The organism is Dongia sp. agr-C8, from assembly GCF_054658695.1.
The window spans coordinates 908,006-920,880 of record NZ_BAAGHZ010000003.1; the positions used below are offsets into that span (position 1 = coordinate 908,006).

Below are 12,875 nucleotides of genomic sequence, written 5' to 3' on the forward strand. Positions count from 1 at the left end.
TTTATACATACTCTTATTGTTATTTTAACTGCCGGACTTTCCTTGCCTTTCCGGAACTCAGCCGGTAGAATCGAATCGGACCGCAGCGGCTATTTACGCTCGCCTGCCTGTAATTAGTGACGTGGTTGTGATGTCCGAACTTCGCCTGGCGCACGGACTGCGCTTCGAGGATCTCTACGAGCCTGCCGGCCTCGCGGCGATCGACGGCCATTTTCTCTCCGGCCTGAAAGCCGGCGACGCGGGTCTCGCCGGCCGTCTGCTGGCGGCGCGCGCCGATCCGGGCGCGCTCGACCAGAAGGCGGAGTCCCAACTGATCCTCGACCTTGCCGGTCATGTCGAGGATTTCGTCGGCGAACTCTTCGGCATCCAGAGCGAGCTGAAGGAGCTGCAGGCGCGACACAACGACCTCGCGCCCTTATTCTCGGTGAAGCGACTGTTCGTGCAGCGCCGCGCCCTGAAGGCGCATCGCGAGGCGGAGGCCGAGGGCTTCGACGCCGACGCCTTGCGCGCCGCGCTGACCACGGCCTTCGGCGGCCAGTTCGACGAACTGACCTTCGCGCGTCATGTCGATCGCTGGCTGGCGAACGAAGCCGACCATGGGAAGGAACTCGACCTGGCGACCCGCTACGCCGCCTGGGCGGCGCAGAGCGAGGCGGGGAAGAAGCTCCACAAGAAGGGCGTCCTGTTCAAGGCGCCGCGCAAGATCGACCCCATGCACCTGGTGCATCTGGAGACCGAGCTCCGCCATGGCGTGCCGATGTACAAGCTGGCCGACGCGGATCTTCGCCGCCGCGAAGGCTTCGCTTTGACCGATATCGGCACCGATCTCAAAGGCGCGCTCGATCAGGCCAACTACTGCATCTGGTGCCACAACCAGGGCAAGGACAGCTGCTCGCGCGGCCTGACCGAGAAGGACGGCGCCTACAAGAAGAGCGTGTTCGGCGTGACCCTCGCCGGCTGCCCCTTGGACGAGAAGATCTCCGAGATGCACACCGCGAAGGCGAACGGCCAGCCCTTGGGCGCCGTCGCCATCATCGCCATCGACAACCCGATGATGGCGGCGACTGGGCATCGCATCTGCAACGACTGCATGAAGGCCTGCATCTACCAGAAGCAGGAACCGGTCGACATCCCGCAGGCGGAAACCCGCAGTTTGAAGGACGTGCTCAACCTGCCCTGGGGCTTCGAGATCTACGGCCTGCTGACCCGCTGGAATCCGCTCAACATCCGCCAGCCGGTCGCGAAGCCGGCCAGCGGCCGTCGTGTGCTGGTGGTGGGCCTCGGTCCTGCCGGCTACACCTTGGCGCATTACCTGCTGAACCAGGGCCATACCGTGGTGGCGATCGACGGGTTGAAGATCGAGCCGCTGCCGGTCGCGATCTCCGGCGTCGACGCGCATGGCAAGCGCGGGCCGTTTCAGCCGATCCGCAGCTTCTCCGATCTCCAGGAGGATCTCGGCAACCGCGTGATGGCGGGCTTCGGCGGCGTCGCCGAATATGGCATCACCGTCCGCTGGGACAAGAATTTCCTCAAGGTCGTCCGCCTGCTGCTGGAGCGGCGGAACAGCTTCTCGATGTTCGGCGGCGTGCGCTTCGGCGGTACCCTCACCCTCGACCAGGCCTTCGAGCTCGGCTTCGACCATGTGGCCTTGGCGCTCGGCGCGGGCAAGCCGACCCTGCTCGACCTGCCGAACGGCTTGGCGCGCGGCGTGCGCATGGCCTCGGACTTCCTGATGGCGCTGCAGCTGACCGGCGCGGCGAAGACCGATTCCATCGCCAACCTGCAGCTCCGCCTGCCCGCGGTGGTGATCGGCGGCGGCCTGACCGCGATCGACACCGCGACCGAGGCGATGGCCTATTACCCGATCCAGGTCGAGAAATTCCTGCATCGCTACGAGACTCTGACCGCCGAGATCGGCGAACCGGCTTTGCGCAGCGAATGGTCCAAGGCCGAGACCGAGATCGCCGACGAGTTCATCAACCATGCCCGCGCCATCCGCATGGAACGCGACCGCGCCAAGATGGCGGGCGAAAAGCCGAAGCTCTCCGATCTCATCAATGACTGGGGCGGCGTCACCCTGGCCTATCGCCGCCGCCTGATCGACTCGCCCTCCTACACCTTGAACCACGAGGAGGTGGAGAAGGCGCTGGAGGAGGGGATCCGCTTCGCCGAGACGCTGACCCCCAGCGTGATCGACGTCGACCAGATGGGCCATGTCGAGGCGATCCGCCTCAAGGATGCCGAGGGCAAGCTGCATGTGCTCCCGGCGCGCGCCGTGCTGGTCGCGGCCGGCACCAAGCCGAACACCGTGCTGGCGCGCGAGGACGCGGAGAACTTCCCGCTCGACGGCCAGTATTTCCAGGCCGTGAACGACGCGAACGAAGTGGTGAAGCCGGAACGCGTGGCCAAGCCCGACGAGGTCCGGGTCATCACCCGCTACCGCGACGACGGCCGCGCCATCAGCTTCTTCGGCGATCTCCATCCCTCCTTCGCCGGCAATGTGGTGAAGGCCATGGGCAGCGCCAAGCAGGGCTGGCCGGTGATCCAGGCGGCGCTGGAGCGCCTGCCCGCGGCGAAATCGGCCGATCATTCGGCCTTCCTCGCAGCGCTCAATCAGCGACTGCGTGCGAAGGTGCGCGCGGTCAACCGCCTGACGCCCACCATCGTCGAGATCGTGGTCGAGGCGCCGCAGGCCGCGGCCAATTTCGCGCCGGGCGAGTTCTATCGCCTGCAGAATTTCGAGACCCTGTCGCAGCGCACCGCGGACACCACCCTCACCATGGAGGGCCTGGCGTTGACCGGCGCCTGGACCGACATCGACCAGGGGCTGGTGGGCTTGATCGTGCTCGAGATGGGCGGCTCCTCGGATCTCTGCGCCTGGCTGAAGCCCGGCGAGCCGGTGATCCTGATGGGTCCGACCGGCACGCCGACCGAAACGCCGTCCGGCGAGACCGTGCTGCTCGCGGGTGGCGGCCTCGGCAACGCGGTGCTGTTCTCGATCGGCCGCGCGCTCCGTGCGGCGGGATCGAAGGTGCTCTACTTCGCCGGCTACAAGAAGCTGGTCGACCGCTACAAGGTGGCCGAGATCGAGGCCGCGGCGGACGTCGTGGTCTGGACCTGCGACGAGGCGCCGGGCTTCGCGCCGGCGCGGCCGCAGGACAAGATGTTCGTCGGCAACATCGTCGAGACCATGCTGGCCTACGCGGAAGGCCGGCTCGGCCCGACCGAGATCAAGATGCAGGATGTCGACCGCATCATCGCCATCGGCTCCGACGGCATGATGGCGGCGGTGGCGCGGGCGCGCCACGGCGTGCTGCAGGAATATTTGAAGCCGCATCACCACGCGGTCGGCTCGATCAACTCGCCGATGCAGTGCATGATGAAGGAAATCTGCGCCCAGTGCCTGCAGACCCACCGCGACCCGATGACCGGCAAGGAGACCGTGGTCTTCTCCTGCTTCAACCAGGACCAGAACCTGGACGCGGTCAACTTCGAGGCTTTGCGCTCCCGGCTGCAGCAGAACCGGGTGCAGGAAAAGCTGACCGTCGCCTGGATCCGCCATGCCTTGAAGGACGTCGCCAAGAGCGAGCGCAAGACCGCTTAGAGATCAGGTCCATCGGCATGGGGGACTCGCACCCCCACCCTAACCCGCCCCCGATTCGGGGGCGGGGACTGCACCGCGCTCCGTCATCTTCCCCCTCCCCCGAATCGGGGGAGGGCCGGGGTGGGGGTACGAAATACCGTCAATCGAGTGAAATCCCTCCATCGATCCGACTCGCCAACGTCGCTGCCATCAATCGACCCAGTCGATGACTATGTCCCAGAAAGCCCATTGGACCGCTTCGCTGCCGGGGCGCAGCATATCCCCAGGTTCAAACGCGGACTGCAAAGGGAGATTGTCATGGCGGCGGAACGGAAATGTCCGATGGGGCACGGCGCGCGTGCCCATACCAACACCGATTGGTGGCCGAACCAGCTGAAGCTCAACGTGCTGCATCAGCATTCCGCCCGGGCCAATCCGCTCGGCGAGGCCTTCGACTACGCGGCCGCGTTCAAGACCCTCGATCTCGATGCGCTGATCAAGGACCTGCACGCGCTGATGACCGACAGCCAGGATTGGTGGCCGGCGGATTTCGGGCACTATGGCCCCTTCTTCATCCGCATGGCCTGGCACAGCGCCGGCACCTATCGCGTCCAGGACGGCCGCGGCGGCGCCGGGGCCGGCGACCAGCGCTTCGCGCCGCTGAACTCCTGGCCCGACAACGTCAACCTCGACAAGGCGCGGCGCCTGCTCTGGCCGATCAAGCAGAAATACGGCCAGAAGATCTCCTGGGCCGACCTCCTGATCCTCACCGGCAACGTTGCGCTGGAATCGATGGGCTTCAAGACCTTCGGCTTCGCCGGCGGCCGGGTCGATACCTGGGAGCCGGGCGAGGACATCTATTGGGGTCCCGAGGGCAAGTGGCTGGCCGATGAGCGCTACAGCGGCGAGCGCTCGCTCGAGAATCCGCTGGCTGCGGTGCAGATGGGCCTCATCTACGTGAACCCGGAAGGCCCGAACGGCAATCCCGATCCGCTCGCCGCGGCCCGCGACATCCGCGACACCTTCGCCCGCATGGCGATGGACGACGAGGAGACCGTGGCGCTGATCGCCGGCGGCCACACCTTCGGCAAGACCCATGGCGCCGCCGATCCCGGCAAGTATGTCGGGCCGGAGCCCGAGGGCGCCGAGATCGAGCAGATGGGCCTCGGCTGGAAAAACACGTTCGGCAAGGGCCATGGCGCCGACACGATCGGCAGCGGCCTCGAAGTCACCTGGACCACGACGCCGACCAAGTGGAGCAACAACTTCTTCTGGAACCTGTTCGGCTATGAATGGGAGCTGACCAAGAGCCCGGCCGGTGCCCACCAGTGGAAGCCGAAGCATGACATGGGTGCCAACACGGTGCCGGATGCCCATGATGCGGCGAAGAAGCACGCGCCGCAGATGCTGACCACCGACTTGGCACTCCGCTTCGATCCCGCCTATGAGAAGATCTCACGGCGCTTCATGGAGAATCCCGACCAGTTCGCCGATGCCTTTGCCCGCGCTTGGTACAAGCTCACCCACCGCGACATGGGCCCGGTCGCGCTGCATCTCGGGCCGCTGAAGCCGAAGGAAGTGCTGATCTGGCAGGATCCGATCCCGGCCGCCGACCACCCGCTGATCGACGCCAAGGACATCGACTCCTTGAAGGCGAAGCTGCTGGGCTCCGGCCTCTCGATCGCGCAGCTCGCGACCACCGCTTGGGCTTCGGCCTCGACCTTCCGCGGCTCCGACAAGCGCGGCGGCGCCAATGGGGCGCGAATCCGCCTGGCCCCGCAGAAGGACTGGGCGGTCAACCAGCCGGCCGAGCTCCAGAAGGTGCTGGCAAAGCTGGAAGCGATCCGGAAGGAGTTCAACGCCGGTGCCGGCGGCGGCAAGAAGGTATCGCTGGCCGATTTGATCGTCCTCGGCGGCTCCGCCGCGGTCGAGGCGGCGGCGAAGAAGGGCGGCGTCAACGTGACGGTGCCGTTCACGCCGGGCCGGACCGATGCCTCGCAGGACCAGACCGACATCGACTCCTTCAAATGGCTGGAGCCGACTGCCGACGGCTTCCGCAACTATCTCCGCGGACCGCAGCGCACCTCGCCGGAAGAGCTGCTGGTCGATCGCGCGCAGCTCCTCACCCTCTCGGCGCCGGAAATGACGGTGCTGCTGGGCGGGCTGCGCGCGCTCAACGTCGGCCAGCCGGCACAAGGCATCTTCACCAGCCGCCCGGAGACCTTGAGCAACGACTTCTTCGTGAACCTGCTCGACATGGGCACCGAGTGGCAGAAGTCGTCGGTCGAGGGCATCTATGAAGGCCGCGACCGCAAGACCGGCGCGGTGAAATGGACGGGGACACGCGTCGATCTCATCTTCGGCTCGCATTCCCAGCTCCGCGCCTTGGCTGAGGTCTATGCCGCGTCCGACGCGAAGGAGAAGTTCGTGATGGATTTCGTCGCGGCCTGGGCCAAGGTCATGAACCTCGACCGCTTCGATCTGAAGCGATAGGTGCCGCTCCACCCGGCGGAGTGAACGTTGACCAATTGAGAAAAACGCCTAACCTCCGCGCAGACAGTGGAGGTTAGGCGATGCTCAAATTTTTCTTCGGCCCGCAATCCTGCGCCCTTGCTTCGCACATCGCGCTGGAGGAAGCCGGCGCCGACTATGAAGCCGTCAAACTCGATCTCCGGGCCGGCGATCAGCGCAAGCCGGAATACCTCAAGGTCAACCCCAAGGGCCGGGTGCCTGCGCTGGTCACCGATCGCGGCATCCTCACCGAAAATCCGGCGATCCTCGCCTATATCGCGCAGACCCATCCGGCGAAGCAGCTGGCGCCGCTCGGCGATGCCTTTGCCTTTGGGAAGATCCAGGCGTTCAACGCTTACCTCTGCGCCACCGTCCACGTCGCTCATGCCCATAAGCTCCGCGGTTATCGCTGGGCCGACCAGCAGTCCTCCTTCGACGACATGAAGCAGAAGGTGCCGGAAACCGTGGCCGCTTGCTTCGAGCTGATCGAGCACGAGATGCTGGAAGGTCCCTGGGTCGCGGGCGCCGATTTCTCGATCGCCGACCCCTATCTCTTCACCCTCTCGAGCTGGCTGGAAGGCGACGGCGTCGATCCCAAGCGCTTCCCCAAGGTGCTCGACCACCGCAACCGCATGGCCCAGCGCCCGGCGGTGCACAAGGTCCTGCCGCTGCACGCCTAATCAGTTGAAAAATATAGAAATATGTCGAAGCGGCGGGCCGGGGCCTTATAAGCATCCGTTATATCGCGATGCAAAAAGAATGGTTTGAATGCGACGCCCGAGCCCACATGATAAGCGCTGGAGTTAGCGGGGTTTAGGGCCGGTCGCGGATCGGCTAGGCCCCGTCGCGGGCGTCGCAGTCCGGACAATTGCGCGCCGCTAGCAATAGACCGCCTGAACCCGAGGATGCCGCCGTGGCCGAAGCCACCAAAAACCTGGGCGCCAAACCCAACCTGCTGATCGCCTGCGGCGCCCTCGCCCAGGAGATCGTGGCGTTGCAGCGGCTGAACCATTGGGAAAGCCGGCTCGAGGTCACCTGCCTGCCGGCAATCTGGCACAACACCCCGGACAAGATCCCCGAAGGCGTGCGGCAGAAGATCAAGGCCGGCAAGCAAAAGTACGAGCGCATCTTCGTCGCCTATGGCGACTGCGGCACCGGCGGCATGCTCGACGAGGTCCTCAAGGAAGAGGGCGCGGAGCGGATCGACGGCCCGCATTGCTACGAGTTCTATACCGGCAAGGCGGTGTTCGACCGGATGATGGACGAGGAGCTCGGCACCTTCTTCCTGACCGATTATCTCTGCCGGCATTTCGACCGGCTGATCTGGAAAGGCTTCGGCCTCGACCGCCGGCCCGACATGAAGGACATGGTATTCGAGCACTACAAGAAGCTGGTGTTTCTCGCGCAGATCGAAGACCCGGCTTTGACCGCGAAGGCGCAGGAAATCGCGCAGCGGCTGGGTCTCGCCTTCGAATATCGCCTGACCGGCTACGGCGAGCTGGCCACGTTCATGGCGGAAGCCGCCAAAGCCCACTGAGGATTGAGAGAATGGCGCAGTTGATTGTCGTCTACTGGCGGGACATCCCGGCCCAGGTGATCGTGAAGAAGGGCCGCGACGCCGCGAAGATCCAATTGAACGAGCGCTTCGAGAAGGCGATCGACCGCGCGGCCATGAAGGCCAACCTGCGCGACACCGACTCCTACCTCGGTGAGTGGCGTCGCGCGGCGCCGGTCGAGGTCGGAGACGATCTCCAGGCGATTGCGGATGCCAAGGCCAAGGAAATCGAGGCCGAGTTCGACGACGCGAAGCTGAACGCCCTCGTCAATGCCGGCGGCCTTGCTGCAGAGAAAGCGAGCTAACCTCCATGTATGCCGTCCGCCTCTGGTCGGTCCGCCACGCCCGTGGCCTCAACCGCTTCTACACCGCCTTCGAGAAGGCGCTGGTGGCGCTGCACCCGCTCTGGAACAAGATCGGCTACGACAAGCTCGAAGTCCCGTTCCAGAAGCTGGAGAAGGCCTCGAAGGGTTTCTTGTTCGACTGCCAGATGTGCGGGCAATGCGCGCTCTCCTCGACCGGGATGTCCTGCCCGATGAACTGCCCGAAGACCCTCAGGAACGGCCCCTGCGGCGGCGTCCGTCCGAACGGCCATTGCGAGGTGAAGCCCGAGATGAAATGCGTCTGGGTGCAGGGCTGGCAGGGCGCTGCCCGCATGGACGACGGCCTCGAAAAGATCCGTAACGTCCAGCACGCCGTCGATAACAGCATCAAGGGCAAGTCGGCCTGGCTCCGGGTCGTGCGCATGACCAAGAAGGTGGGCGAGTTCGCGCCGAAGCCGGTGAAGGCGCCGGCGGCGAAACCGGCGGCGCCGAAGACCGAAGCTCCCAAGGCGGAGAAAGCGGCATGAATCCCGATCTGCCGCCACATTACGATCCGGGTGCACCGCTCCCCAATCTGCCCGGGCATTCCTCTGGCGGCCGGCTGGAGCGCATCCTGCGTTCCGGCCGCTTCGCCGTGACCGCCGAATTGAACCCGCCGGATTCCGCCGATCCGCGCGACGTCTACGACCGCGCCCTGGTGCTCTCCGAAGTCTGCGACGCGATCAACGCCACCGATGCCAGCGGCGCCAACTGCCATATGTCCTCGGTCGGCATCTGCTCGCTGCTGACCCGCGCCGGCTACGCCGTGATCATGCAGATTTCCTGCCGCGACCGGAACCGGATCGCGATCCAGGGCGACGTGCTGGGCGCCGCCGCCATGGGGGTGCAGAACATCCTTTGCCTGACCGGCGACGGCGTGCAGGCGGGCGACCAGCCCCAGGCCAAGCCGGTCTTCGACTTCGATTCGACCTCGCTCCTGAACTGCATCACCACGATGCGGGACAAGGGCCAGTTCCTCTCGGGGCGCAAGCTCACCACAAGGCCGCAGGTTTTTTTGGGCGCCGCCGCCAACCCCTTCGTGCCGCCTTTCGAATGGCGCGGCGACCATATCGGCAAGAAGATTGCGGCCGGGGCGCAGTTTATCCAGACCCAGTATTGCTACGACGTGCCGCTCCTGCGCCAGTTCATGGAAAAAGTGCGCGAGAACAAATTGCACGAAAAAGCGTTCTTCCTGATCGGCGTCGGGCCTTTGCCATCGGCCAAGACCGGGCGCTGGATGAAGAACAACGTCCCGGGGGTGCATATTCCGGAACCCGTCCTGGAACGGATCGAGAAGGCCAAGGACCAGAAGGCCGAGGGCAAGCAGCTCTGCATCGATCTCATTCAGGAGATCTCCGAGATCGAGGGCGTCGCCGGGATCCACGTCATGGCCTACCGCCAGGAGGAGTTCGTGAACGAGATCATCCACGCCTCCGGCGTCATGAAGAATCGCAAGCCGCGGCGCGCCCCGCGGCCTGCCGAAAACGAATCGGCGCTTGTCGCCACCGCCAGTTAAGAGAGAAGGATTTCGACCCCATGACCGACACCGTCATCAGCTCGGCCACCAAGGAAGTGGTCATCGGCTTCGAGCGGCCGTTCTGCGTGATCGGCGAGCGCATCAACCCGACGGGCCGCAAGCTGCTGGCCGCGGAGATGGCCGCCGGCGATTACAGCCGCGTCAAGGCCGACACCATCGCCCAGGTGGAGGCCGGCGCGCATATGCTGGACGTCAATGCCGGCATTCCGCTGGCCGACGAGCCGAAGATCCTGGCCGAGACCATCCAGCTGGTGCAGTCGCTGACCGACGTCCCGCTCTCGATCGACTCCTCGATCGTCGCCGCCTTGGAAGCCGGCCTCGCGGTCTACAAGGGCAAGGCGCTGCTGAACTCGGTGACCGGCGAGGAGGAGCGGCTCGAGGTCGTGCTGCCGCTGGTGAAGAAATACGATTGCGCGGTGATCGCGATCTCCAACGACGAGACCGGCATCTCGGAAGATCCCGACGTGCGTTTCGAGGTGGCGAAGAAGATCGTCCACCGTGCCGCCGATTACGGCATCCACTATTCCAACATCGTGGTCGATCCGCTGGTGATGCCGATCGGCGCCCTTGGCAATGCTGGCCAGGCGGCCTTCAAGCTGATCCGCCGCCTGCATGACGAGCTCAAGGTCAACACCAGCTGCGGCGCCTCGAACATCAGCTTCGGCCTGCCGAACCGCCACGGCCTCAACCAGGCCTTCCTGGCGATGGCGATCGGCGCCGGCATGACCAGCGCTATCATGAACCCGCTGCATGCCGAGGAGATGACCGGCGTCATGGGCGCCGACACCCTGATGGGCCACGACGCCCACTGCGCCGCCTGGATCAAGAAGTTCCGCGAGCCGGCACCCGAAGGCGACGTCGCGGGCGCTCGCGGCCGCCGCGAACGCACCGGCCGCCGCGGCGGCGGCGGCGCCGCCCCGGCTTCCACTGAGGGCGCTTCGGCGTAGGACAGTTTGAGGTTGGCTGTGATACGTACCCCCACCCTAACCCGCCCCCGATTCGGGGGCGGGGACTAGACCGCGTTCTTTCTTCTCCCTCCCCCGAATCGGGGGAGGGTCGGGGAGGGGGTACGAAACACCGAGTGGGTATATGGAACAAGCGACGACCGAGAAGAACGGCACCACGAACGGCAACGGCAACGGCCAGGATCACCCGCTGATCGTTTTCATGCCGTCGGGCCGGCGCGGCCGCTTCGCGGTCGGGACGCCGATCCTGCAGGCGGCGCGTTCCCTCGGCGTCGATATCGATTCGGTCTGCGGCGGGCGCGGGATCTGCGGCCGCTGCCAGGTCGTGGTCTCCGAAGGCGAGTTCGCCAAGCTCGGCGTCACCTCGAAATCCGATCACATGTCCGACTTCTCCGCGGTCGAGCAGCGCTACGGCGACAAGCGCGGGCTGAAGCCCGGGCGGCGGCTCTCCTGCTCGGCTCAGGTGCTGGGCGATCTCGTCATCGACGTGCCCTCGGACAGCCAGGTGCACAAGCAGGTCGTGCGCAAGCGCGCCGAGATGCGCACCATTGAACTGGACCCGGTCGTCACCCTGCATTACGTCGAGGTCGCCGAGCCCGACATGCACGACCCGACCGGTGACCTGCAGCGCCTGATGCAGGCGCTGAAGGAACAATGGAAGCTCGAGAATCTCGATTGCGACATCCGCGCCATCCAGGGCCTGCAGCAGGCGCTGCGCAAGGGCGAGTGGAAGGTGACGGTCGCGGTCCATCTCGGCAAGCAGATCACCGCGGTCTGGCCGGGCTTTAACGACAAGGTCTACGGCCTGGCCGTGGACGTCGGCTCGACCACCATCGCCGGCCATCTCTGCGACCTGGCGACCGGTGATGTCGTGGCGTCTTCGGGCCTGATGAACCCGCAGATCCGCTTCGGCGAAGACCTGATGAGCCGGGTCTCTTATGTGATGATGAATCCCGGCGGCGACGTCGAGATGACCAAGGCGGTGCGCGAGGCGCTGAACGATCTCGCCGCCAACGTGGCGAAGGAGGCCGGCTGCTCGGTGGATTCGATCCTCGAATGCACCTTCGTCGGCAACCCGATCATGCACCATCTCTTGCTCGGCATTAACCCGATCGAGCTCGGCGGCGCGCCCTTTGCCTTGGCCACGGACGGGCCGGTGCAGATCTGGGCCAGCGAGATCGACCTCAAGATCCATCCCAACGCGCGGATCTATGTGCTGCCCTGCATCGCCGGCCATGTCGGCGCGGACACGGCGGGTGTGATCCTCTCCGAGAGCCCGCATGAATCCGACGAGATGACCTTGATCGTCGATGTCGGCACCAATGCCGAGATCGTGCTCGGCAACAAATCGAAGCTGCTGGCGGCTTCCTCGCCGACCGGCCCGGCTTTCGAAGGCGCGCAGATCTCCTGCGGCCAGCGCGCCGCGCCGGGTGCCATCGAGCGGGTCCGCGTCGACCGCGCCACCCTGGAGCCCCGCTTCAAGGTGATCGGCTGCGACCTCTGGTCCGACCATCCGGATTTCAAGGCCAAGACCGAGGGCCTCGGCGTCACCGGCGTCTGCGGCTCCGGCATCATCGAATGCCTCGCCGAGATGTATCTCTGCGGCATCATCACCCAGGACGGCGTGATCGACGGCGCCATGGCGGCGCAGTCGCCGCGGGTGCAGCAGGAAGGCCGCACCTTCAGCTACCTGCTGCATGACGGCGAGCCTCAGCTGAAGATCACCCAGAACGACGTCCGCGCCATCCAGCTGGCGAAAGCGGCACTCTATGCCGGCGCGCGGCTGCTGATGGACCGCATGGGCATCGACAAGTTGGACCGTATTACTTTGGCCGGAGCGTTCGGCAGCCATATCGACGTCAAATACGCGATGGTCCTCGGCATGATCCCGGATTGCGATCTTGCTAAGGTGACCTCCGCCGGCAACGCCGCCGGCACCGGCGCCCGCATCGCGCTGCTCAATCGCGCCTCGCGCGACGAGATCGCGCGGGTGGTGAAGCAGGTCGAGAAGGTCGAGACCGCGGTCGAGCCGAAGTTCCAGGAACACTTCGTCGGCGCCATGGCAATCCCGCACAAGACCGCGCCCTATCCGCATCTCGCCAAGGCGGTGAACCTGCCCGTGCCGAAGGAAGCGGCGCCGGTCGATGCCGGCGATGGCGCACGCCGCCGGAGACGGCGCGGGTAATTCTCCAAGGCGGCCTGCCTCCCGAAGCGCGCGGAGCGCAGGGAGGGCAACAAATTCCTATCGCGCCACGGCATGTCACTTGCGTTGCCGCAAGCGCGCACCGTGATCCCGGTCAATCACATTTTCGCCGGATGACAAGGGCTTGGCGCGTATCGGCCTTGGAGCCGTGCCGTTCGC

The 12,875-nt window shown here is 65.5% G+C and carries 9 protein-coding genes; all 9 read left to right on the forward strand.

Annotation, left to right across the window (positions count from 1 at the left end; translation table 11 throughout):
* The first annotated feature begins 130 nt into the window (after positions 1-130).
* The 9 genes from ACYQ4T_RS18540 (at position 131) to ACYQ4T_RS18580 (ending at position 12,698) form a co-directional block, all read left to right on the forward strand.
* Positions 131-3,604: an FAD-dependent oxidoreductase gene (locus tag ACYQ4T_RS18540; RefSeq protein WP_459857266.1), complete on the forward strand. Its 3,474-nt coding sequence runs from the start codon at positions 131-133 to the stop codon at positions 3,602-3,604.
* A 297-nt stretch (positions 3,605-3,901) separates the two neighbouring features.
* Positions 3,902-6,076 (forward strand): catalase/peroxidase HPI, encoded by a 2,175-nt coding sequence (gene katG, locus ACYQ4T_RS18545; RefSeq protein ID WP_459857268.1) that lies wholly within the window; start codon positions 3,902-3,904, stop codon positions 6,074-6,076.
* An 80-nt stretch (positions 6,077-6,156) separates the two neighbouring features.
* Positions 6,157-6,774, forward strand: a complete 618-nt coding sequence (locus ACYQ4T_RS18550; RefSeq protein ID WP_459857270.1) for a glutathione S-transferase family protein — start codon at positions 6,157-6,159, stop codon at positions 6,772-6,774.
* A gap of 233 nt (positions 6,775-7,007) precedes the next feature.
* Complete coding sequence (locus ACYQ4T_RS18555; RefSeq protein WP_459857272.1) at positions 7,008-7,631, forward strand: DUF1638 domain-containing protein; 624 nt, start codon at positions 7,008-7,010, stop codon at positions 7,629-7,631.
* An 11-nt stretch (positions 7,632-7,642) separates the two neighbouring features.
* A complete protein-coding gene (locus ACYQ4T_RS18560) occupies positions 7,643-7,954 on the forward strand; it encodes a virulence factor (RefSeq protein WP_459857274.1) in 312 nt (103 codons plus the stop codon).
* 5 nt (positions 7,955-7,959) lie between these two features.
* Positions 7,960-8,499 carry a methylenetetrahydrofolate reductase C-terminal domain-containing protein gene (locus ACYQ4T_RS18565; RefSeq protein WP_459857276.1) on the forward strand — a complete coding sequence of 180 codons (540 nt, stop codon included), beginning with the start codon at positions 7,960-7,962 and terminating at the stop codon, positions 8,497-8,499.
* Positions 8,496-9,527, forward strand: coding sequence for a methylenetetrahydrofolate reductase (locus tag ACYQ4T_RS18570; protein WP_459857278.1), 1,032 nt, complete (start codon positions 8,496-8,498; stop codon positions 9,525-9,527). Before ACYQ4T_RS18565 ends, ACYQ4T_RS18570 begins: the two co-directional genes overlap by 4 nt.
* Before the next feature lie 20 nt (positions 9,528-9,547).
* Positions 9,548-10,495 (forward strand): methyltetrahydrofolate cobalamin methyltransferase, encoded by a 948-nt coding sequence (locus ACYQ4T_RS18575; protein ID WP_459857280.1) that lies wholly within the window; start codon positions 9,548-9,550, stop codon positions 10,493-10,495.
* 142 nt (positions 10,496-10,637) lie between these two features.
* Positions 10,638-12,698, forward strand: a complete 2,061-nt coding sequence (locus tag ACYQ4T_RS18580; protein ID WP_459857282.1) for an ASKHA domain-containing protein — start codon at positions 10,638-10,640, stop codon at positions 12,696-12,698.
* Positions 12,699-12,875 lie beyond the last annotated feature (177 nt).

What these genes read in the sequence shown, in the direction of transcription:
- ACYQ4T_RS18540 (WP_459857266.1), top strand. Translation starts at nt 131, where the DNA reads ATGTCCGAACTTCGCCTGGCGCACGGACTGCGCTTCGAGGATCTCTAC.
- katG (WP_459857268.1), top strand. Translation starts at nt 3,902, where the DNA reads ATGGCGGCGGAACGGAAATGTCCGATGGGGCACGGCGCGCGTGCCCAT.
- ACYQ4T_RS18550 (WP_459857270.1), top strand. Translation starts at nt 6,157, where the DNA reads ATGCTCAAATTTTTCTTCGGCCCGCAATCCTGCGCCCTTGCTTCGCAC.
- ACYQ4T_RS18560 (WP_459857274.1), top strand. Translation starts at nt 7,643, where the DNA reads ATGGCGCAGTTGATTGTCGTCTACTGGCGGGACATCCCGGCCCAGGTG.
- ACYQ4T_RS18565 (WP_459857276.1), top strand. Translation starts at nt 7,960, where the DNA reads ATGTATGCCGTCCGCCTCTGGTCGGTCCGCCACGCCCGTGGCCTCAAC.
- ACYQ4T_RS18570 (WP_459857278.1), top strand. Translation starts at nt 8,496, where the DNA reads ATGAATCCCGATCTGCCGCCACATTACGATCCGGGTGCACCGCTCCCC.
- ACYQ4T_RS18575 (WP_459857280.1), top strand. Translation starts at nt 9,548, where the DNA reads ATGACCGACACCGTCATCAGCTCGGCCACCAAGGAAGTGGTCATCGGC.
- ACYQ4T_RS18580 (WP_459857282.1), top strand. Translation starts at nt 10,638, where the DNA reads ATGGAACAAGCGACGACCGAGAAGAACGGCACCACGAACGGCAACGGC.